Here is a 21,166-nt window from a genome sequence, read left to right on the forward strand (position 1 = left end):
CGTCGGGTGCGCGCTCGTTGCCTGCGCGCACGGGAATTGGAACGCATCCAGTCTAGTGGGAGGTCGTCGCGTCCCGGGGCTCGCTCAGCGGGTGGGGTCTTCGCCGCGGGTGAGTTCGTCCCAGCTGTCGATCGCGGTGTCGCGATCGGGACCACCCGGGCGGTCGGCCTCCGGCGACTCCGCGGCGGCGCGCGCTTCGTCGTCGTCCGTCGCGGGAGCGGCGTCGGGCCCGTCGTCGGGCGTGTCGTCCGCCCCGTCGTCCGTCGCCTCGCCCAGTACCTCGTCAGCCGGGCGGCCGTCCTCGCCCGCGAAGCGGGTCTGGTACTTGCGCGACGGGCCCGGCCACAGGCGCGAGAACACCACCACAGCGGCGCTGGCGAGAATGATCAGCACCGCAGCCACGATCGCCAGCCACGGCCAGACCTCGGTCTCGACCGACTGCACGAGCCGCCGCACCGACGCCCCACCGGCTACACCCGTCGCCGTGGTGATCGCCGCGGACGACGCGCCCACAGCATCCGACACCGCGGTGATCGCCGAGATCATCACCGAGACGCCCAGCAGCACGCCGAGCAGCGCGAGCACGATGCGGAACACCGGACCGGCGATCGCCAGCGCCGCCGTCAAGGCGAGACCGGCGAGCGACAGCGCCGTCAGTGCTGGTGCCGCCACGGAGCCTGCGACCGTGATCGTGCTGGCGTGATTCGCCGTGTCGGTCAGCCGGATGGCGAACCACGGCTGCGTCGCGGCGAGGAGCGCGAGCCCGCTGCCCACGAGGAGCAGCAGCATCGTGAGGTACTTGACCCTCCGGCCGATCCCGCTCTCAGCGGCCACGGGGCACCCGCTTCATCGCGTTCGCGACGGCGACCGCCCGCAGCGGCGCCGCCGCCTTGTTCTGAGACTCCTGGAACTCGCTCTCGGGCACCGAGTCGGCGACCAGTCCCCCGCCCGCCTGCACGCGCGCGACACCGCCCATGATCGTGGCGGTGCGGATGGCGATGGCGAGATCGGCGTCGCCGGCGAAGTCGAAGTAGCCGATCACCCCTCCGTAGACGCCACGCTGCACCGGCTCCAGCTCGTCGATGATCCGCAGCGCCATCGGCTTCGGCGCGCCCGACAGCGTCCCGGCCGGGAACGTCGCCCGGAACACGTCGATCGCCGTCGCGTCCGGGAGCAGGTCGCCCTCGACCGAGGAGACGATGTGCATGATGTGGCTGAACCGCTCGATGCGCATGAACTCCGTCACCTCGACCGTGCCCGCCTCGCACACCTTGAGCAGATCGTTGCGGGCCAGGTCGACGAGCATCAGGTGCTCGGCGCGCTCCTTGTCGTCGGCGAGCAGCGACGCCTCCAGATCGAGGTCCTGCTCCGGGTTCGCCCCGCGCGGGCGGGAGCCGGCGATGGGATGCGTGAACGCGCGTCCCTCCTGCACCTTCACCAGCGCCTCCGGCGAGGAGCCGACGATCTGGTACGCCTCACCGTCCGGCTTCTCCAGCGACAGCAGGTACATGTAGGGGCTGGGGTTGAGCGCGCGGAGCACCCGGTAGACGTCGAGCGCCGGCGCGGTGCATTCGAGCTCGAACCGCTGCGAGATGACGACCTGGAAGATGTCGCCGTCGACGATGCGTTCCTTCGCCGTGACCACCGCGCCGAGGAAGTCGTCGCGGCGCGTGTGCGAGACCGGCTCCGCCTGAGTGGCGAGGTCGACCTCCTCAAGCCAGGCCTCGGACGGCTGTGCGAGGCGGTCCTGCATCGCATCGAGGCGCTGCTGGGCATCCGCCCACAGCGCGTCCGCGTCGTCCGTGCCGTCGGCCAGTGCGTTCGCGATCAGCTTCACCGTGCCCGACCGGTGGTCGATGACCACGAGGTCGGCTGCGAAGGCCAGCGCCTGGCCGGGCACATCCACATCGGCCGGTGGCGCGTCGGGCAGCCGCTCGATCTGGCGGATCGCCTCCCACCCGATGAAGCCGACGAGACCACCGGTCAGCGGCGGGAGGCCCGGGATGCGTGGGCTCTGCCAGCGGGCGTGCAGCGCCGCGAGGGCCTGCAGCGGGCGGAGGGATGCGGCGGTGCCGAGCGCGCGCTCGGCCGGCAGGCCGTAGTCGAGCCAGCGCACCTCGTCGCCCTGCTGGGTCAGCACGCCGAAGGAGGCCGCGCCGACGAACGAGAAGCGCGACCAGATGCCGCCCTGCTCCGCCGACTCCAAAAGGAAGGTTCCCGGGCGACCCGCGGCGAGCTTCCGGTAGATGCCCACAGGCGTCTCCCCGTCGGCGAACAGCTCCCGGATCACCGGAACCACGCGGTGGTCGACGACCAGCGCGTCGAAATCCGGACGGGAGGTCGTGCCTGCGGCCGTATCGATCACAGGTCGCCCGCCTCGATCTCCGGGCTCGCGCCGACGGCCGGCTCCAGCACATCCGCGTCGAAGCAGGTGCGTGTGCCGGTGTGGCAGGCCGCGCCGATCTGATCGACCGTGATCAGGAGCGTGTCGCCGTCGCAGTCGAGCGCTGCGCCCTTCACGTACTGCACGTGACCAGAGGTGTCGCCCTTGCGCCAGTACTCCTTGCGGGAGCGCGACCAGAAGGTGACCCGGCCCTCGCTCATGGTGCGGCGGAACGCCTCCGCATCCATCCAGCCCATCATCAGCACCTCGCGGGTGTCCCACTGCTGGATGATCGCCGGCACGAGGCCCGCATCGGTGAAGCGGATGCGCTCCAGGACCACATCGCTCGCTGCCGTGTTCATCGGCGGACCTCCATCCCGGCCGCAGCCAGTTCGTCCTTCACCTGCTCGATCGTCAGCTCACCCTGGTGGAACACGCTCGCCGCGAGCACGGCATCCGCTCCCGCCTGGATCGCCGGCACGAAGTGCTCCAGCGCGCCGGCGCCTCCCGAGGCGATCACCGGGACGCTGCTGAGCGCGCGCATCTCGCGGATGAGTTCCAGGTCGAAGCCCTCCTTGGTGCCGTCGGCGTCGATCGAATTCACCAGCAGCTCCCCTGCGCCCAGCTCGATGGCGCGGGTCGCCCACTCCAGGGCGTCGAGGTCGGTCTCGGTGCGGCCGCCGTGCGTGGTGACGACGAAGCCGGACGAGGTCGCCGCCGACCGCTTCACATCCAGCGACAGCACCAGCACCTGTGCGCCGAAACGCGCGGCGATCTCGGCGATCAGTTCGGGCCGTGCGATCGCGGCGGAGTTGACGCCCACCTTGTCGGCGCCGTGGCCGAGCAGCTTCGCCACATCCTCCGGGCTGCGCACGCCGCCGCCGACCGTCAGCGGGATGAAGACCTGCTCGGCCGTCGCTCGCACCACGTCGTAGGTGGTGGCGCGGTCGTCGACCGTTGCCGTCACATCCAGGAAAGTCAATTCGTCGGCGCCCTGCTCGAAGTACCGTCGGGCAAGCTCGACCGGGTCGCCCTGGTCGCGCAGGTTCTGAAAGTTCACGCCCTTCACGACGCGGCCCGCGGCCACGTCGAGACAGGGGATGACCCGGACCGCGACGCCCATCAGATCCGCGCCGCGTGAATGGAAGTGACCAGGATGGCGCGGGCGCCCAGCTCGTACAGGTCGTCCATGATGTGGTTGGTCTGCTCGCGCTTGATCATCACGCGGACGGCCACCCAGTCCGGCTCGCCCAGCGGCGACACCGTCGGCGACTCGACGCCCGGCGTGAGCGCGACCGCCTTCTCCAGCAGCGCGACGGGCAGGTTGTAGTCGATCAGCACGTACTGCCGCGCGACCATGACGCCCTGCAGGCGCCGCACCAGGGTGTCCACCCCGGCGGCGGGCGAAGCGGAGGAGATGAGGACGGCCTCCGACTCCAGGATCACCGGGCCGAAGATCTCCAGCCCCTGCTTGCGGAGCGTCGAGCCGGTCTCGACGACGTCGGCGACCGCGTCCGCGACGCCGAGCCGGACCGCGGACTCGACCGCGCCATCCAGCTTGATCAGGGAGGTGCTGACACCCTTGTCGGCCAGGAACGCGCCGACGAGCCCCGGGTAGCTCGTCGCGACGCGCTTCCCTTCGAGCTCTGCGAGGTCGGTGAACAGCCCGGCGGGCCCGGCGAACCGGAACGTGGAGGCGGCGAAGTCGAGCGCGGTGATTTCGGCGGCGGATGAGCCGGAGTCGAGGAGCAGGTCGCGGCCGGTGATGCCGACGTCCAGCGCGCCCGAGCCGACGTAGGTGGCGATGTCGCGCGGGCGCAGGTAGAAGAACTCGACCCCGTTGCGCTGATCGGTGACGATCAGCTCCTTCGGGTCGCGGCGACCGACGTAGCCGGCCTCGTGGAGCATCTGCGCCGCGGTCTCGGACAGGGAGCCCTTATTGGGAACGGCGATCTTCAGCATGGAGGAGTCTTTCGTGACGTGATCGGACAAGTGGATGGGGTCGAGCCATCACAGATGTCGGTACACGTCGGCCAGGGTGAGACCCTTCGCCAGCAGCAGCACCTGGAGGTGGTAGAGCAGCTGCGAGACCTCTTCGGCCATCGCCTCGTCGGACTCGTACTCGGCGGCCATCCACACCTCGGCGGCCTCCTCGACGATCTTCTTGCCGATGGCGTGCACGCCGGCGTCGAGCTCGCGGACGGTGCCGGAGCCCTCCGGACGGGACTCCGCCTTCTGCTGGAGTTCGGCGAAGAGGTCGTCGAAGGTTTTCACCGTTCTAGCGTAGCGGTCCGGGTCAGTGGGCGTGGGCGAGTGCGGCGTCGCGCAGCGCGGCGATGCGCTCGGCAGGTTCGCCGCGGAAGACGCTCGACCCGGCGACGAAGGTGTCGGCGCCGGCCGCTGCCGCCGTGACGATCGTCTCCTCGGTGACGCCGCCATCCACCTGCAGCCACACGTCGAGGCCGCGCGCCTCCACCGCCTCGCGGAGCAGCTGCAGCTTCGGCATCATCTCGGCCATGAACGACTGGCCGCCGAAGCCGGGCTCGACGGTCATCACGAGCACCTGGTCGAACTCGTCCAGGAGCTCCAGGTAGCGCCCGACGCCCGTTCCCGGCTTCAGGGCGATGCCCGCCCGCGCGCCGATCGCCCGCAGGCGCCGCGCGAGCGACACCGGGTCATGCGCGGCCTCGGCATGGAAGGTCACCGAGTACGCCCCCAGCTCGGCGTAGCCCAGCGCCCAGCGGTCGGGGTCGTCGATCATCAGGTGCACATCCAGCGGGATGGGACTCACATCCTGGATGCGGCCCACCATCTGCGGCCCGAAGGTCAGGTTGGGCACGAAGTGGTTGTCCATCACATCCACGTGGACCAGGTCGGCGGTCGCGATGCGCTCCAACTCGCTCTGCATGTTGACGAAGTCGGCCGCCAGGATGCTCGGGTTGATACGGGCGCGTGAGTCGATCCGGTCGGCGGAGGGGGTCGATGCCATGGTTCCAGCCTAGGCGGATCGCTTGCGCAGCAGCGCGATGAACATGGCGTCGGTCAGGTGGCGGTGCGGCCACAGCTGGACCGTGTCCGGATTGCCGGCGAGATCGAGCCGCTCGGAGGTGAAGGCCTGCACCGTCTCAGCCGTCGGCTGCGCCTCCAGCACGTCCCCGTGACGCTCCAGCGCATCCACGACGATCCCCTTCGTCTCGGCCAGGTGCGGCGAGCAGGTCACGTACGCGAGCACGCCGCCGGGCTTCAGCGCCGCGATCGCCGAGTCGAGCAGGGCGGTCTGCAGCCGGGTGAGCTCGGCGACGTCGCGCGGTGTCTTTCGCCAGCGGGCCTCCGGACGCCGGCGCAGGGCGCCGAGGCCCGTGCAGGGAGCGTCGAGCAGGATGCGGTCGAAGGCTTCGGGGTGTTCGTCGCCGATGACCGTGCCGTCCTGCTCCCAGACCGGCACATCGAGCGGGACGGGTGCCAGCGCACGGCGCACCAGCTCGGCGCGCGCGGGCACCAGTTCGTTCGCGACGAGCGACGCTCCGCCCGCGAGCGCCTCGGCCGCCAGCAACGCGGCTTTGCCGCCGGGGCCCGCGCACAGGTCGAGCCAGCGCTCGCCCGCGATCACCGGCTGCGCCCGGGTCAGCGCGAGGGCGGCCAGTTGCGATCCTTCGTCCTGCACGCGGATGCGCCCGTCGGCCTCCTCGACCATCGCCTGCGGATCGCCGCCCGCTGCCGTGAAGCCGGGAGGCGAGAACCTGTCGGGACGCGCGTCGTCGGGCAGGTCGGCGAGACCCGGGAGCGCGATCAGGTTGACGCGCGGGGCCACGTCGTCGGCCTCCAGCAGCGCCTCCAGTTCGTCGACGCGGCCCTCGGCATCCAGCGACCGGCGGAACGCGCGGACCACCCAGACCGGATGCGAGTACAGCGCGCCGAGGCGGTCGTCCTCGTTCTTCGCCCGCGATGCCACCTCCTCGCGCCACTCGTCGGGGGTGTGCCGGCCGATCTCGCGGAGCACGCCGTTCACGAAGCCCGTGCCCGACCGGCTTCCGACCGTCCGGGCGAGCCCCACCGACTCGTTCACCGCGGCGTGCGGAGCGACCCGGGTGTTCAGGAGCTGATGCGCGCCCAGCCGCAGCACGTCGAGCAGCGGGGCGTCGATCTGGTCGACCGGGCGCCCGGCGGCGATCGCGATCACCCGGTCGTAGTAGCCCTGCATGCGCAGGGTGCCGTAGGTGAGTTCGGTCGCGAGCGCGGCATCCGCCGGGCTCAGGGCGGCGCGCGAGATGCGGGTCGGGAGGAGAAGGTTGGCGTACGCGTCGGACTCGCGGACCGCGAGGAGCACATCCAGCGCCACCTGGCGGGCGGGCTGCACCGCGGTCTCCGGCGGGCGGTTGGAGCGGCCCGCGGGTCGTCCCTGCGAGCGGCCCTGGGCGCGGTTGGCGCCTCCGCGGCCGCCGTTGCGTGCGCCGCTCACGAGAACACCACCGTGGCGTCGGAAGCTGATCCTGCTACGCCGCGCAGCCAGTCGGCGGCGGGCATGGCCCGCTTCCCGGCAGGCTGCACGGTGAGCAGCTCCAGCGGGTGCGAACCGGTGCCGACGAGGATTCGGCGGTCGCGCGCCTCCACCACCCCCGCCGGAAGCGGCGCTTCGCCGACCGCAGCACGTGCTTCGTGGATCTTGAACCGCTCCTCCCCCAGCAGCACGAAGGCGCCGGGCTCGGGGGTCACTCCGCGCAGACGGGCGTAGACCACCTCGAGGGGCTGTGCGAGGTCGAGGCGTGCGTCGTCGAGGCTCAGTTTCGGCGCGAGGACGACCTCGCCGGTCTGCGGTGTGGCGACCGCGGTGCCGGCCGCGAGCGCGTCCGTCGTGTCCGCCAGCAGCGTCGCGCCGTCGGCGGCGAGGGCGGTGAGCAGGTCGCCGGCCGTCTCATCCGGCCCGATCGGTCGCCGCAGCTCGGCGTACACGTCGCCCGCATCAAGCTCGGGCACCAGGTGGAACACGGCTGCGCCCGTCTCGGCGTCGCCCGCGATCAGCGCGCGCTGCACGGGAGCGGCCCCACGCCAGCGCGGCAGCAGCGAGAAGTGGAGGTTGACCCAGCCGAGCCGGGGCAGCGACAGCAGCGGCTCGCGCACCAGGCCGCCGTAGGCGACGACCACGCCGAGGTCCGGCTGCAGGGCAGCGAGCGGCGCGGTGACGTCCTCCCCCAGACGATTCGCCTTGACGACCTGCAGACCGAGACGGTCGGCGGCCTCGGCGACGGGCGAGGGCGTGAGGATGCGCTTGCGGCCGAGCGGCGCATCCTCCCGGGTGACGACGGCGACCACCTCGTGGCGCGCGGCGACCGCCTCAAGGGACGGGATGGCCACAGCGGGGGTGCCTGCGAAGACGATGCGCATGGGTGAAGGTTCTTTCGGTGGGGACGGCCATCAAGCCTACTCCGCCGGTCTGGCCCGCCGGTCAGAGGATCTCGGGGTCGTCGAAGCGGACGCGGAGCGTCGGCGCCGGACGGTATCCCGCCTTGCCCGCCGGGGCGCGGCGGCGGCGGGTCGCGTTCTTCACCACCGCCGCACGCACGGCGGACGCGACCTCGGCACCCTGCGCGTACTCGAAGCGGAGCACGGCGCGTACCTGATCCGGTCGGGCCGCTGCACCGCGCGACGCGTTCGCCTCCACCTCCACGGGCGCAGGACCCAGCACGTCGATCAGGGCCTCGGGATCGACCGCCGCCAGCACTTCGGCGACGGTCGCCTCGGCTCCGGTGACGGATGCGAGCCGCACCGCCGGCGGGAAGCGCAGCTGGCGGCGATCGGCCAGCTCCTCGTGGGCGAAGTCCACCAGCCGCCCGGTCGCGAAGTCGCGAGCGAGCGGTCCCCCGACGCCGACGAGCACCGTCGGAGCGCCCGGGGCGGCGAGCCCCGCTGCGCTCTGCCACCAGCGCAGGCAGTCCTCGGCGACGTGCAGGCTCTCGCGGGCCAGCATCCGCTCACCGTCGAGCAGCAGCACCCCCTGGTAGCCGCCCTCGGCGATCGGCTCCGCGCCCCGCGTCGCGACGACTAGCGCAGGGGCCGGCCCGACACGCTGGACGGGATGGTCGCCATCGGCGAGGATGACGCGGGTCCCCGGGAAGGCGCGTCCCAGCTCCTCAGCGGTGCGGCCCGAGCCGACAGTGACCAGCCGGATGCGCCGGTGCTCGCAGTGCTCGCACTGCCAGTCCGTCGCGAGGCGCCCGCACACCGTGCACGAGGGCGGAGCGCCGGCCCGCGACTGATGCAGCGGCCCCTTGCAGGTCGTGCACCGCGCCGCCTGCCCGCACTTGGCGCACGCGATCACGGGTGCGTATCCCGGACGGGCGACCTGCACCAGCACCGGGCCGCGCGGCCGGCCGCTCGTGCCGTCGAGTGCCTCCCGAGCGGTCCGCCACGCCGTCGATGGGATGCGCGCGGCGCGCGCCATCGGTTCGGGTGCCTGCATGTTGGCGGTGAGCACGACCTTCGGCGTCTGCACCCGCTCCGGGCCGATGTCGCGCAGCCAGCCCAGCTCGACGAGGCGCTGCGCCTCCACGCTCCGGATATTGCCGCTCACCACCAGCGCGCAGCCTTCGAGCTCCTGGCGGACGAGCGCCGCATCCCGCGTGTGCACATACGGGCTCAGCGGCTCGGCGTGCAGCGGGTCGCTGTCCTCCCACACGACGAGGAGGCCCAGTCGCTCGGCGGGCGCGTAGACGACCGACCGGTTGCCGATGACGATGCGCGGGCCGGACAGCGCATCCAGGAACCCGCGGTAGCGCTCGGGATTGGTCTGGCCGGCGTCGGCGCGGACCACGGCTTCGGCGGGCGCGATGGATGCCAGGGCCGCCGTCAGCTGCTCCAGGTCGCGGTGGTCGGGCACGGCGACGATGGCGGTGCGGCCGCCGCGCCAGCATTCCGCCGCGAGCGTCGCCAGGGTGACGGCCCACTCCCCGACCCAGGTTCCGTCGGGCAGCGGGACGAGCCTCGGGATGGCGCGCAGCGCGATCCGCTCATCGCGGGCGACCGCATCCTCGAGCACCCGCTCGCCGTACCCGCGGACCGAGAACGCGCGCGTCCCGGCGAGTTGCGACATCTCGTCGCCACTCGCCGGAGATTCCGACGACGACTCACCACCCGACGCGGGCGGCGCAGCGGCCGCCGCGGCCCGCGCCGCCAGCCACGCCTTCTCGACGCGCACCATCCGTCCCGGCACCGCCAGGCGCACGATGTCGCTGGCCGTCCCGGCGCTGCGGTCCGCAAGCCGCCGCGCGAGCCGCCACACCCCCGGGGTGAGCACCCGAGCGGGCGAGACGACTGACTCCAACGGGCTCAGCGTGCCCTCGTACCCGTCGTCCGGTTCGCCCACCTCTATGAGGTAGCCGTCCGCCACCCGGCCCGCCGACCGGAGCGGCACGCGCACGCGCACGCCCGGCACGGCCTCCGCCGCCAAGTGCTCCGGGATGCTGTAGTCGAAGAGGTGATCGAGCTGCGGGAGCGGTGAATCCAGGACCACCCGGGCGACCCGAACGGCCGCCGCCATCGCTAGATCCCCGCGGCCGAGCGCAGGTCGTCGACGCGGTCGAGCCGCTCCCAGGTGAAGTCGGGGAGCTCGCGGCCGAAGTGACCGTAGGTGGCGGTGCTGGCGTAGATCGGCCGCAGCAGGTCGAGGTCGCGGATGATCGCGGCCGGACGCAGGTCGAAGACGTCGCGGATCGCGCCGATGATGCGCTCCTCGGGCACCTTCGCGGTGCCGAACGTCTCGACGTACAGTCCGACGGGCGCGGCCTTGCCGATCGCGTACGCGATCTGCACCTCGAGTCGGTCGGCGAAGCCCGCCGCGACGGCGTTCTTCGCGACCCAGCGCATGGCGTACGCGGCCGAGCGGTCGACCTTCGACGGGTCCTTGCCCGAGAACGCGCCGCCGCCGTGCCGGGATGCCCCGCCGTAGGTGTCGACGATGATCTTGCGGCCGGTCAGCCCTGCGTCGCCCTTCGGCCCGCCGATCTCGAACCGCCCGGTGGGGTTGATGAGCGTGCGGATGTGCGAGGTCTCGAGGCCCGCGGTGTGGAGCACCGGGTTGATGACCTCTTCCACGATCTCGGCCTGAAGCTGCTCGTTGCTCACGTGCGGCGCATGCTGCGTCGACAGCACCACCGTCTGCACCGACTTCGGCACCGCACCCTCGTAGCCGATGGTGACCTGAGTCTTGCCGTCGGGACGGAGGTAGTCGAGCGTGCCGTCCTTACGGACCTCCGCGAGACGCTCGGCGAGCCGGTGCGCCAGCCAGATCGGTAGCGGCATGTATTGCGGCGTCTCGGTCGTGGCGTAGCCGAACATGATGCCCTGGTCGCCCGCGCCCTGGCGGTCGAGGTCGTCGTGGCTCTGCTCGGCGCGCGTCTCGAGGGCGTTGTCGACGCCCTGTGCGATGTCGGGCGACTGCGCACCGATCGACACCGAGACGCCGCACTGTGTGCCGTCGAAGCTGACGTCGGACGAGTCGTATCCGATCTCGACCAGCTTGTTGCGCACGAGGGCCGGGATCTCGACGTACCCGTTCGACGTCACCTCGCCGGCGACGTGCACGAGGCCTGTGGTCACCAGCGTCTCGACCGCGGCCCGGCTGTGCGGGTCGACGGTGAGCAGAGCATCCAGGATGCTGTCGGAGATCTGGTCGCAGATCTTGTCCGGGTGACCCTCGGTGACGGACTCGGACGTGAAGAGACGCAGATCTGCCATTGTTCTCCCTGGGTGGTGGATGTGACCGCGGTCGCGGGCTCCCTCGGCGCTGGGGTCGCAGAACCGCTTCACGCTTCCCCGAGCTCCACCGCGCTAAGCGATGACGTCGAGGATACGGTCGGCCACCGACAGCTTGCTGCCCGAGGCCTCCATCACTATATCGCCGCCCTTCCGCAGGACCACGACCTCATTGCTCTCCGTTGCGAAGCCGTGCGTCCAGCCCACCTGGTTGAGCACCAGGAAGTCGCTGCCCTTGGCGGCGAGCTTCGTGCGGCCGAGCTCGATGAGGGCCTGTGGGTCGGGCTCGGTCTCCGCGGCGAAGCCGACGACCACCTGGTCGTCGCGCTTGTGGGCTGCGAGGCCGGCGAGGATGTCGGGATTGACGACCAGCTCGAGCGTGAGCGTCTCGCCGTGGTCCGACTTCTTGATCTTCGCGTCGCGGGTCTCCGCGGGACGGTAGTCGGCGACCGCTGCGGTCATCACCACGATGTCCGCGGCGCGGGCAGCCTCCTGCACGGCCTCCTGCAGCTCCAGGGCGGTCTGCACCTCGATCAGCTCGACGCCCTCCGGCGGCTCCACTTCGAGGTGCGCGGCGATCAGTACCACGTCGGCGCCGCGGGCCTGCGCGGCGCTCGCGATGGCGACGCCCTGACGGCCGCTGGACCGGTTGCCGAGGTACCGCACGGGGTCGAGCGGCTCGCGCGTCCCGCCCGCGGTCACGACGACGCGCTTGCCTGCGAGGTCGACGCCCCCGCGCGGCCTGCGGGCGGCCTCGTTGGCGCGACGGCGCTCGGAGAGCACCACGACGTCGTTGAGGGAGGATGCTCCCACGGGGAGAGCGGCGGGCGCCGGCGGTTCGACAGCGCGAGGGGCCGCCCCGGCCGCACGGAGCGCGGCACGGACGATGACCTCCGGCTCCTCCATCCGTCCGGGACCGGAGTCGGCACCGGTCAGCTGCCCGCTCGCCGGGCCGATGACGGTCACCCCGCGGCTGCGGAGCGTCGCGATGTTCGCGACCGTGGCGGGGTTGCGCCACATCTCGGTGTGCATCGCGGGCGCGATCACCAGCGGCGCGGTGGACGCGAGGACCGTGTTGCCGAGGAGGTCGTCGGCAAGCCCCGCGGCGAGCTTCGCGATGGTGTTCGCCGTCGCGGGGGCGATGACGATGAGGTCAGCGGACTGCCCGATGGCGACGTGCCGCACCTCGGCCACACCCTCGTACAGATCGGTCGCGACCGGGTTGCGGCTGATCGCCTCCAGGGTCGGCCGGCCGACGAAGCGCAGGGCGTTCTCTGTGGCGACGACGTGGACCGAATGACCCTCGAGGACCAGGGACCGGATGACACCGACGGCCTTATACGCGGCGATGCCGCCGGTCACTCCGACGACGATGGTCAATCGTGGGCTCAACGGCGGCACCTCTCCTCGGCCGGGCGCTCCCGGCTGCGGTCGTCCTGCGGGTGTACTGCTGCGTTGCTGCTACTGCTGCGCTCCTACTCGGAGGCGGCGATGGGCTTCACGACGAGCTTGTCCTCGTTGATCTCGTGCAGCGCGACCGACAGCGGCTTGTCGTCGACGGAGGAGTCGACCAGCGGGCCGACGTTGTCGAACAGGCTGCCCTCGTGGAGGTCGGCGTAGTAGTCGTTGATCTGGCGTGCGCGCTTCGAGGCGAAGATCACGAGCGCGTACTTGGACTCGACGCGCGACAGCAGCTCGTCGATGGGCGGGTCGATGATGCCGTTGTTGCTGGTGGCCATGCGAGGTGCTCCTTGCTCTGGGCGATCGGGCGCGTGACCCGGATCGGACGGTCGCGTCGCGCGACCGGGGACGGTGGGCGCGCCGGCGAGGGCGCGGAGAGAGGTCTCACGGACGCGTCGGCGCCGCGCGGACCTTCATCAAGTCTACGACCTCGCGAGCCGCCTCGGCGACGTCGTGGTTGACGACCTTGTAGTCGAACTCGTCCTGGGCGGCCAGTTCGACCTTCGCCGTCTCCAATCGGCGCTGCTGTTCGGCCGCATCCTCGGTGCCGCGACCGATCAGGCGGCGCACCAGCTCCTCCCAGGTGGGCGGGAGCAGGAAGATCAGGCGCGCCTCCGGCATCGACTCGCGCACCTGGCGCGCGCCCTGGAGGTCGATCTCGAGCAGGACGCTGCGGCCGGCGGCCAACGCCTGCTCGATCGGCGCGCGCGGCGTCCCGTAGCGGTAGGCGTTGTGCACGGTCGCGTGCTCCAGCAGCTCGCCCGCGGCGATCATCCGGTCGAACTCGGCGTCGTCCACGAAGTAGTAGTTGACGCCGTCGACCTCGCCGGGGCGCGGCGCCCGGGTCGTCGCAGACACCGACAGCAGCACGTCGGGGTAGTTCTCGCGGATGTAGGTGGAGACAGTGCCCTTGCCGACGGCGGTCGGGCCGGCGAGGACGAGCAGACGGTTGCGCTGGCGTTCGCTCCGGCTCTCCCGCTCGATGAGGAACTGCCGGAGCCGAAGACGCTGGTGGCGGCCCAGCCCGCCCAGGCGCTTGGCGGGTGAGATGGCCAGGCGCTCCAGCGCATCCTGCATCTTGGTCGTCCCGATCGCGGGCACGCTGAGCAGGAACTCGGTCACCCGCAGCCTGCCCTCCACACCGTCTGGATCGGCGGTGGCGTGGTCGAGCACGGTCAGCGGCGAAACCTCGCGGCCGGCGATCGACGCCTTCACCGCGGCGCGCGCCCGGCGGGCGGCGACGGCGGCCTGCGAGGCGGCCTGACGGTCGACCTCTGGGGGGCCCGGCCGGGTGGATACGGACCCGGTGGATGCGGACCCGGCGGAGGCAGACCCGGTGGATGCGGACGCAGCGTCAGACATGCGCGGCCCGCACCTCGTCGGCTCGGCGCTCGACGGCGTCCGCGAGACCGCGCGGGCCTGCGACGAGCAGACCACGGGACTCGCTGACGATCACACCGGTGGCCAGCGACCCGAACAGCCGCGCGGCGTCCTCCACGCGGGCGCCTTGGTGCCCGAATCCGGGCGCAAGCACCGGGAGGGCGGGAGTCCGCTCCCCCGCCGTCGAGACGTCGATGCCGTAGTCGGCGAGGTCGACGGTCGCGCCGAGCACCAGCCCGACCGACCCGAACGGCGCTCGCCCGGCCTGCTCCTGATTGAATGCATGCACGTCTTCGATGATCGCACGAGCGACGGACCGTCCTGCCCACGGGCCGCTCTGTACGGTCGCCTGCTGTATGGCCGCTGCCTCGGGGTTGGACGTGGCGGCCAAGACGAACAGGCCCTTCCCGTTCCGCTCGCCGAGCGCCATCGCGTCGCTCAGCGACCCGACGCCCTGGTAGGCCGCGACGGTCATCGCGTCCGCCTCCAGCGGCGATCCCGGCGTCAGCCACGCCTCCGCGTACGCCGTGACGCTCGTCCCGATGTCGCCCCGCTTGACGTCCGCGATGACCAGCAGACCGGCAGCCCGCGCGGCGGCGAGCACGTCCTCCAGCGCCGCGTAACCGGCCGCGCCGAAGCGTTCGAAGAACGCCACCTGCGGCTTGACGATCCCGGCCCGGCCGGATGCCGCCTCCACCACGGCCAGTCCGAATGCGCGGGCGCCGTCGGCCGAGACCGGCAGCTCCCACGCCTCGAGCAGGTGCGCGTGCGGGTCGATGCCGACGCACAGCCGGCCGCGCTCCGCGAACACCCCCGCAAGCCGGTCGCCGAAGGCCCGAGGCGTGGGCTCCGGCGTCATGCTCGGGCGGCCCTGTCCAGCGCGTACTCCTGCAGCGACTTCACGTCGAAGCCCTCCCGGATGGCGTCCAGCGACGCCACGGCGGCGCTCAGCTCGGCGATGGTCGTGAACAACGGCTTGTCCGCTGCGACGGCCGCCGCACGGATCTCGTAGCCGTCCGCGCGGGCCGAACGTCCGCTCGGGGTGTTGATCACCACATCCACGTCGGACCGGGTGATCATGTCGACGATCGAGTCGCCGCCGGTCTCCTGCGCCTCGCTGTGCTTGCGCACGATCCGCGCCGCGATGCCGTTGCGGTTGAGCACCTCGGCGGTGCCCTCCGTCGCCACGATCTCGAAGCCGAGCTGGTGCAGCCGGAGCACCGGGAGCACCACCGCGCGCTTGTCGCGGTCCGAGACCGAGACGAACACGGTGCCCTCCAGCGGCATGCCGCCGTACGCGGCCGACTGGCTCTTCGCGAACGCGGTCGGGAAGTCCTTGTCGATCCCCATCACCTCGCCGGTGGAGCGCATCTCCGGGCCGAGCACCGAGTCCACCACGGTGCCTTCCGCGGTGCGGAAGCGCTTGAACGGGAGCACCGCCTCTTTCACGGCGACCGGCGAGTCCATCGGGATGCGCGAGCCGTCCTCGTCGGGCAGCAGCCCCTCCGCCACGAGCCCCTCGATGGTCTCACCGACCATGATGCGCGACGCGGCCTTCGCGAGCGGTATTCCGAGCGCCTTGGAGACGAACGGCACGGTCCGCGACGCGCGCGGGTTGGCCTCCAGCACGTAGAGCACTCCGGCGCCGATCGCGAACTGCACGTTCAGGAGGCCGCGGACGCCGATCCCCTCGGCGATCTTCAGCGTCGCCTCGCGCACCCGGTCGATCTCGCGACGCCCGAGGGTGATGGGCGGCAGCGTGCAAGAGGAGTCGCCCGAGTGGACGCCCGCCTCCTCGATGTGCTCCATCACGCCGCCGATGTAGAGCCGCTCGCCGTCGTACAGCGCGTCGACGTCGATCTCGATCGCGTCGTCGAGGAAGCGGTCAACGAGCAGTGGATGCGATGGTCCGACGATGCCCTGGCCCGCGACCCGCTCGAAGTAGTCGGCGAGGGAGGCGTTGTCGTACACGATCTCCATGCCGCGGCCGCCGAGCACGAAGCTCGGCCGCACCAGCACCGGGTAGCCGATCTGCTCGGCGACGTGGGCGGCGGTCGGGTAGTCCGAGGCGGTGCCGTTGCGCGGCGCCACGAGGCCCGCGGCGTCGAGGATGCCCGAGAACAGCCCGCGCTCCTCCGCCAGGTCGATCGCCTCCGGCGTCGTACCCAGGATGGGAACGCCCGCCGCCTCCAGGCCCTTCGCGAGCCCGAGCGCCGTCTGGCCGCCGAGCTGCACGACCACGCCGACGAGCTCGCCCGACTGCGACTCCGCGTGGATGACCTCCAGCACGTCCTCCAGCGTCAGCGGCTCGAAGTAGAGCCGGTCGCTGGTGTCGTAGTCGGTCGACACCGTCTCCGGGTTGCAGTTGATCATGATGGTCTCGAACCCGGCGTCGTGCAGGGCGAACGACGCGTGCACGCACGAGTAGTCGAACTCGACGCCCTGGCCGATACGGTTGGGGCCGGAGCCCAGGATGACGACCTTGCGCTTGTCGCTCGGCTCGACCTCCGTCTCCAGGTCGTAGCTGGAGTAGTGGTAGGGCGTCAGCGCCGGGAACTCGCCCGCGCACGTGTCCACCGTCTTGTAGACCGGGCGCACGCCCAGGATGTGGCGGACCTCGCGCACATCCGCCTCGCCGAAGCCGCGCAGCTCGCCGATCTGGGCATCGGAGAAGCCGTGGTCCTTGGCGTACCGGAGGGTGTCGGTGTCGAGCGTCGGCGCGTCCCGGATCTGCTCGGCCACCTCGTTGATGAGCACGATCTGGTCGAGGAACCAGGGGTCGATCTTGGTCGCCTCGAACACCTGCTCGGCCGTCGCTCCCAGCCGGAGCGCCTGCTGCACGTCGACGATGCGGCCGTCGGTCGGGGTGGCGATGGAGGCGAGCAGCTCATCCACACTGCGCGCCTCGTTGCCCCAATGGAACGACGATCCGCGCTTCTCCAGCGACCGCAGAGCCTTCTGCAGCGCGCTCGTGAAGGACCGGCCGATCGCCATGGCCTCTCCGACCGACTTCATGGTCGTGGTCAGCGTCGGGTCGGCGGCCGGGAACTTCTCGAACGCGAACCGCGGCACCTTCACGACGATGTAGTCGAGGGTCGGCTCGAAGCTAGCCGGGGTCACCTTGGTGATGTCGTTCGGGATCTCGTCCAGGCGGTAGCCGATGGCGAGCTTCGCGGCGATCTTCGCGATCGGGAATCCGGTCGCCTTGGATGCGAGAGCCGACGAGCGCGACACGCGCGGGTTCATCTCGATGACGATGATCCGGCCGTTCTCCGGGTTCACCGCGAACTGGATGTTGCAGCCGCCGGTGTCGACGCCCACCGCGCGGATGATGTCGATGCCGATGTCGCGCATCCGCTGGTACTCGCGGTCCGTCAGCGTCAGCGCCGGGGCGACGGTGATCGAGTCGCCGGTGTGCACGCCGACCGGGTCGACATTCTCGATGGAGCAGACGACCACCGTGTTGTCGGCGGTGTCGCGCATGAGCTCCAGCTCGTACTCCTTCCAGCCGAGGATGGACTCCTCCAGGAGCACCTCGCTGGTCGGGCTCTGGTGGATGCCATCGCCGGCGATCCGGCGCAGCTGCTCCGGCGTGTAGGCGAAGCCGGACCCGAGCCCGCCCATCGTGTACGACGGGCGCACCACGAGCGGGTAGCCCAGGTCTTCGGCGAACTCGAGGGCCTCCTCCACCGTGTGGGCGATGTGCGAACGGGCGACCTCTGCGCCTGCCTCGACCACCAGCTCCTTGAAGATCTGGCGGTCCTCGCCCTTCTGGATCGCCTCGAACTTCGCGCCGATCAGCTCGACGTCGTACTTCTCGAGGATGCCGTGCTCGTGCAGCTGCATGGCCGCGTTGAGCGCGGTCTGGCCGCCCAGGGTCGGCAGGATGGCGTCCGGACGCTCCTTGGCGATGATCGTCTCGATGACCTGCCAGGTGATCGGCTCGACGTAGGTCGCGTCGGCGAAGTCCGGGTCGGTCATGATGGTCGCCGGGTTGGAGTTGACCAGGATGACGCGCACGCCCTCGGCCTTCAGCACGCGGCAGGCCTGGGTGCCCGAGTAGTCGAACTCGACCGCCTGGCCGATGACGATGGGGCCGGAGCCGATGACGAGGACCGACTGGATGTCGTCGCGTTTGGGCATCAGGCGTTCTCCTGCGTTTCGGTGGATGCGGTGGTCTGCTCGCCGTGCTGGGCCCTGACCATGTCGAGGAACCGGTCGAAGAGGTAGTTGGCGTCGTGCGGGCCGGCGGCCGCCTCCGGGTGGTACTGGACGCTGAACGCGTTCAGGTCGAGGCAGTTCAGCCCCTCCACGACGTCGTCGTTCAGCGAGAAGTGGCTCACCTCCACCCGGCCGAAGCCGGCGGGCGAGTCGAAGGTCGCATCGATCGGCGCCTTCACCGCGAAGCCGTGGTTCTGCGCCGTGATCTCGACCCGGCCGGTCCGCTTGTCGAGGACCGGCTGGTTGATTCCGCGGTGCCCGAACGGCAGCTTGTAGGTGTCGAGGCCGAGCGCGCGGCCGAGCAACTGGTTGCCGAAGCAGATGCCGAAGTACGGCAGGCCCGCCCGGAGCGTCTCCTGCAGCAGCGCGACGTGCTTGTCGGAGGCCTGCGGGTCGCCGGGGCCGTTCGAGAAGAACAGCGCCGAGACGCCGAGACTCAGCACATCCTGAGCGGACACCTGCTGCGGGAGCACGTGCACGTCGAGGCCCCGGCCGGCCAGGTTCTCGAGGGTCGACTTCTTCACGCCCAGGTCGAGGACCGCGACCGAGCCGATCTTCTCGCCGACCGCGGGAACCGTGTACGGCTCCACCGTCGAGACCTCGGCCGACAGGTTGCGGCCCGTCATCTTCGCTCCCGCGAGCACCAGCTCCAGCTGCTCGCTGTCGCTCAGCTCGAAGTCGTCGCCGGAGAAGATCCCGGAACGCATGGCCCCCGCCGAACGGATGTGGCGGGTAACCGCGCGCGTGTCGATGCCGCTGATGCCGACGACTCCCTGTGCGACGAGGTCGTCGTCGAGGCTGCGCTGGGCGCGGAAGTTCGAGACGACGCGGCTGGGCTCGCGGACGACGTACCCGGCGACCCAGATCTGCCGGGACTCCATGTCCTCGTCGTTGGTGCCGGTGTTGCCGATGTGCGGCGCCGTCATGAGGACGATCTGGCCGGCGTACGACGGGTCGGTCAGGGTCTCCTGGTAGCCGGTCATGCCGGTGGCGAACACGGCCTCGCCGAGCGTGCGCCCTCGGGCGCCGTAGGCCCGGCCGACGTACCGTGTTCCGTCTTCGAGGACGAGCACCGCGGGTTCTGCAGCGAGCACGTCACACCTCCTTGTCGTTCGGGCGCGGAGCACCCTGGTCATCGGGGGCCGAGGCCCGCGGGACGATGTCTTCGATGGCCGCGGCGAGCTGCGCGCGGCCGGCCGGGTCGACGACCCGGAAGTAGCTGTCGGCGGCGGTGCCGCCGCTGGTGGTCCAGCCGAGGCGGAGCAGTCCGTCGCGCTCCACGGCGCGGTCGATCGCGACGCTCGCGAGGCCGACGCCGGAGACCACGGCTGAGGGCACGAAGACCGGCGGTTCGCCCGTCACGGCGAGCTCGACGCCCTCTGGCCGGACGGTGACGGTCGCCGCACCGCGGAAGGCGAGCCCGGGAAGGGCGAGCCGCTCCAGGTGCTGGCCGGCCCTCGTCGTGGCGACGTAGAGCACGTCCGCCTCCGCGGTCGGCGCGCCGAGCGTGCCCGGCGTCGAGTAGCCGCCACCGGATGCCGCATCGCGCCGCACCCGCCGGCGCCAGCCGAACAGCGCGAGCGCCAGGACGATGACGACGACGGCGACGATCAGGATGGTGAGGAGCGCCCTATCCACGTGCCACCCCTCCCGCGACGAGTTCGGCGTCGACCACGGCGCCGTCGAGCACCGTCGGTCGACCGTGATGGAAGGTCGCGACGACGCGGCCGGGAAGCGCCAGCCCCAGGTACGGCGAGTTCGAGCCCTTACCTGCGAGGTCGGACGTCGAGAACGTTCGCGACACCGTCGGGTCGTACAGGAAGAGGTTCGCGGCGGCTCCCACGGCGAGCGGTCCGCCGTGGCCCTCCAGCCGGCCTATGCGGGCGGGGGTCGCCGAGAGGACGCGTGCGATGTCGGCCCAGCCGAGCATCCCGTTGTCCACCACGCTCGCCTGGACCACCGACAGCGCCGACTCGAGGCCCACCATTCCGAAGGCGGCGGCATCCCACTCGCAGTCCTTCGCCTCGACGGGATGCGGAGCATGGTCGGTGGCGACGATGTCGATCGTGCCGTCCGCGAGCCCGGCGCGCAGCGCCTCGACGTCGTCGCGGCTGCGCAGCGGTGGGTTCACCTTGTAGCGGGCGTCGTAGCCGGTCACGAGTTCCTCGGTGAGCGCCAGGTGGTGCGGCGTCACCTCGGCCGTCACATCGATCCCCCGGGCCTTGGCCCAGCGGATGACGTCGACGCTGCCCGCGGTCGACACGTGGCAGACGTGCAGGCGGGAGCCGACGTGCTCGGCGAGCAGCACATCCCGGGCGATGATCGACTCCTCGGCGACAGCCGGCCAGCCGGTCAGGCCCAGCTCGCCGGAGAGGGCGCCCTCATTCATCTGCGCGCCCTGCGTCAGCCGGGGCTCCTGCGCGTGTTGTGCGATCACGCCGTCGAACGCCTTCACGTACTCGAGCGCCCGCCGCATCAGCAGCGGGTCGGAGACGCACTTGCCATCGTCCGAGAACACCCGGACGCGAGCGCGCGACTGCGCCATCGCTCCGAGCTCCGCCAGCCGCTCGCCCTCGAGGCCCACCGTGACGGCGCCGATCGGGCGGACCGTGGCGTAGCCTGCGGCCTCACCCAGGCTCAGCACCTGCTCGACGACGCCCGCGGTATCGGCGACCGGCGACGTGTTCGCCATAGCGAACACCGCCGTGAAACCGCCCGCCGCCGCGGCGCGCGTGCCGGTCAGCACGGTCTCGCTCTGCTCGTAGCCGGGCTCGCGAAGGTGCGTGTGGAGGTCGACGAGCCCGGGCAGGGCGAGCAGCCCATCCGCGTCGATCCTGGCGGCGCCCGCGGCGCTCAGCCCGGACCCCGTCTCGACGATGCGGCCGCCCTCGACCAGCAGGTCGCTGCGGCTCCCGTCGGCGAGCGTCGCGCCGGCGATCAGATACGTCTCGCCCGTGTTCACCTGGTTCACCG

At 71.4% G+C, this 21,166-nt stretch carries 19 protein-coding genes; all 19 read right to left on the reverse strand.

Annotated elements, in window-relative coordinates; translation table 11 throughout:
- Positions 1-84 precede the first annotated feature (84 nt).
- Positions 85-834 carry a Trp biosynthesis-associated membrane protein gene (locus tag AB7E03_RS04645; protein ID WP_489939741.1) on the reverse strand — a complete coding sequence of 250 codons (750 nt, stop codon included), beginning with the start codon at positions 832-834 and terminating at the stop codon, positions 85-87.
- Complete coding sequence (locus AB7E03_RS04650; protein WP_489939743.1) at positions 824-2,365, reverse strand: anthranilate synthase component I; 1,542 nt, start codon at positions 2,363-2,365, stop codon at positions 824-826. Before AB7E03_RS04650 ends, AB7E03_RS04645 begins: the two co-directional genes overlap by 11 nt.
- Positions 2,362-2,745 (reverse strand): phosphoribosyl-AMP cyclohydrolase, encoded by a 384-nt coding sequence (hisI, locus tag AB7E03_RS04655; protein WP_489939745.1) that lies wholly within the window; start codon positions 2,743-2,745, stop codon positions 2,362-2,364. The genes AB7E03_RS04650 and hisI overlap by 4 nt, the downstream gene beginning before the upstream one ends.
- Positions 2,742-3,506 (reverse strand): imidazole glycerol phosphate synthase subunit HisF, encoded by a 765-nt coding sequence (gene hisF / locus AB7E03_RS04660; protein ID WP_489939747.1) that lies wholly within the window; start codon positions 3,504-3,506, stop codon positions 2,742-2,744. Before hisF ends, hisI begins: the two co-directional genes overlap by 4 nt.
- A complete protein-coding gene (hisG, locus tag AB7E03_RS04665) occupies positions 3,506-4,345 on the reverse strand; it encodes an ATP phosphoribosyltransferase (protein WP_489939749.1) in 840 nt (279 codons plus the stop codon). The genes hisF and hisG overlap by 1 nt, the downstream gene beginning before the upstream one ends.
- A 48-nt stretch (positions 4,346-4,393) precedes the next feature.
- Positions 4,394-4,657 (reverse strand): phosphoribosyl-ATP diphosphatase, encoded by a 264-nt coding sequence (locus AB7E03_RS04670; RefSeq protein ID WP_441782066.1) that lies wholly within the window; start codon positions 4,655-4,657, stop codon positions 4,394-4,396.
- A gap of 22 nt (positions 4,658-4,679) precedes the next feature.
- The gene (gene rpe / locus AB7E03_RS04675; RefSeq protein ID WP_489939751.1) at positions 4,680-5,372 is read right to left on the reverse strand and encodes a ribulose-phosphate 3-epimerase; all 693 of its coding nucleotides are present in this window, start codon (positions 5,370-5,372) and stop codon (positions 4,680-4,682) included.
- Between the two features lie 9 nt (positions 5,373-5,381).
- Entirely contained in the window at positions 5,382-6,740 is a 1,359-nt protein-coding gene (locus AB7E03_RS04680; protein WP_489942857.1) for an RsmB/NOP family class I SAM-dependent RNA methyltransferase, read from the reverse strand.
- A 98-nt stretch (positions 6,741-6,838) separates the two neighbouring features.
- Positions 6,839-7,765, reverse strand: a complete 927-nt coding sequence (gene fmt / locus AB7E03_RS04685) for a methionyl-tRNA formyltransferase (RefSeq protein WP_489939753.1) — start codon at positions 7,763-7,765, stop codon at positions 6,839-6,841.
- A 61-nt stretch (positions 7,766-7,826) separates the two neighbouring features.
- The gene (locus tag AB7E03_RS04690) at positions 7,827-9,917 is read right to left on the reverse strand and encodes a primosomal protein N' family DNA-binding protein (protein ID WP_489939755.1); all 2,091 of its coding nucleotides are present in this window, start codon (positions 9,915-9,917) and stop codon (positions 7,827-7,829) included.
- Positions 9,918-9,919: 2 nt separating this feature from the next.
- The gene (gene metK, locus AB7E03_RS04695; protein ID WP_441782062.1) at positions 9,920-11,113 is read right to left on the reverse strand and encodes a methionine adenosyltransferase; all 1,194 of its coding nucleotides are present in this window, start codon (positions 11,111-11,113) and stop codon (positions 9,920-9,922) included.
- A gap of 93 nt (positions 11,114-11,206) precedes the next feature.
- Entirely contained in the window at positions 11,207-12,511 is a 1,305-nt protein-coding gene (locus tag AB7E03_RS04700) for a bifunctional phosphopantothenoylcysteine decarboxylase/phosphopantothenate synthase (protein WP_489942858.1), read from the reverse strand.
- Between the two features lie 95 nt (positions 12,512-12,606).
- A complete protein-coding gene (rpoZ, locus tag AB7E03_RS04705; RefSeq protein WP_441782061.1) occupies positions 12,607-12,870 on the reverse strand; it encodes a DNA-directed RNA polymerase subunit omega in 264 nt (87 codons plus the stop codon).
- 106 nt (positions 12,871-12,976) lie between these two features.
- Positions 12,977-13,954 (reverse strand): guanylate kinase, encoded by a 978-nt coding sequence (gene gmk, locus AB7E03_RS04710; RefSeq protein ID WP_489939757.1) that lies wholly within the window; start codon positions 13,952-13,954, stop codon positions 12,977-12,979.
- The gene (gene pyrF, locus AB7E03_RS04715) at positions 13,947-14,831 is read right to left on the reverse strand and encodes an orotidine-5'-phosphate decarboxylase (RefSeq protein ID WP_489939759.1); all 885 of its coding nucleotides are present in this window, start codon (positions 14,829-14,831) and stop codon (positions 13,947-13,949) included. Before pyrF ends, gmk begins: the two co-directional genes overlap by 8 nt.
- A complete protein-coding gene (gene carB, locus AB7E03_RS04720; protein ID WP_489939761.1) occupies positions 14,828-18,115 on the reverse strand; it encodes a carbamoyl-phosphate synthase large subunit in 3,288 nt (1,095 codons plus the stop codon). Before carB ends, pyrF begins: the two co-directional genes overlap by 4 nt.
- A complete protein-coding gene (gene carA / locus AB7E03_RS04725; protein WP_489939763.1) occupies positions 18,115-19,329 on the reverse strand; it encodes a glutamine-hydrolyzing carbamoyl-phosphate synthase small subunit in 1,215 nt (404 codons plus the stop codon). Before carA ends, carB begins: the two co-directional genes overlap by 1 nt.
- A complete protein-coding gene (locus AB7E03_RS04730) occupies positions 19,289-19,831 on the reverse strand; it encodes a PH-like domain-containing protein (protein ID WP_489939765.1) in 543 nt (180 codons plus the stop codon). The genes carA and AB7E03_RS04730 overlap by 41 nt, the downstream gene beginning before the upstream one ends.
- The gene (locus AB7E03_RS04735) at positions 19,824-21,164 is read right to left on the reverse strand and encodes a dihydroorotase (protein ID WP_489942859.1); all 1,341 of its coding nucleotides are present in this window, start codon (positions 21,162-21,164) and stop codon (positions 19,824-19,826) included. Before AB7E03_RS04735 ends, AB7E03_RS04730 begins: the two co-directional genes overlap by 8 nt.
- Between the last annotated feature and the right edge of the window lie 2 nt (positions 21,165-21,166).

This window comes from Leifsonia sp. RCC_180 (assembly GCF_058138205.1).

Bases quoted from the DNA above. Each gene is read 5' to 3' on its own strand.
- hisI (WP_489939745.1), bottom strand. From the start codon at position 2,745: ATGAACACGGCAGCGAGCGATGTGGTCCTGGAGCGCATCCGCTTCACC.
- hisF (WP_489939747.1), bottom strand. From the start codon at position 3,506: ATGGGCGTCGCGGTCCGGGTCATCCCCTGTCTCGACGTGGCCGCGGGC.
- hisG (WP_489939749.1), bottom strand. From the start codon at position 4,345: ATGCTGAAGATCGCCGTTCCCAATAAGGGCTCCCTGTCCGAGACCGCG.
- rpe (WP_489939751.1), bottom strand. From the start codon at position 5,372: ATGGCATCGACCCCCTCCGCCGACCGGATCGACTCACGCGCCCGTATC.
- fmt (WP_489939753.1), bottom strand. From the start codon at position 7,765: ATGCGCATCGTCTTCGCAGGCACCCCCGCTGTGGCCATCCCGTCCCTT.
- AB7E03_RS04690 (WP_489939755.1), bottom strand. From the start codon at position 9,917: ATGGCGGCGGCCGTTCGGGTCGCCCGGGTGGTCCTGGATTCACCGCTC.
- metK (WP_441782062.1), bottom strand. From the start codon at position 11,113: ATGGCAGATCTGCGTCTCTTCACGTCCGAGTCCGTCACCGAGGGTCAC.
- rpoZ (WP_441782061.1), bottom strand. From the start codon at position 12,870: ATGGCCACCAGCAACAACGGCATCATCGACCCGCCCATCGACGAGCTG.
- gmk (WP_489939757.1), bottom strand. From the start codon at position 13,954: ATGTCTGACGCTGCGTCCGCATCCACCGGGTCTGCCTCCGCCGGGTCC.
- pyrF (WP_489939759.1), bottom strand. From the start codon at position 14,831: ATGACGCCGGAGCCCACGCCTCGGGCCTTCGGCGACCGGCTTGCGGGG.
- carB (WP_489939761.1), bottom strand. From the start codon at position 18,115: ATGCCCAAACGCGACGACATCCAGTCGGTCCTCGTCATCGGCTCCGGC.
- carA (WP_489939763.1), bottom strand. From the start codon at position 19,329: ATGACCAGGGTGCTCCGCGCCCGAACGACAAGGAGGTGTGACGTGCTC.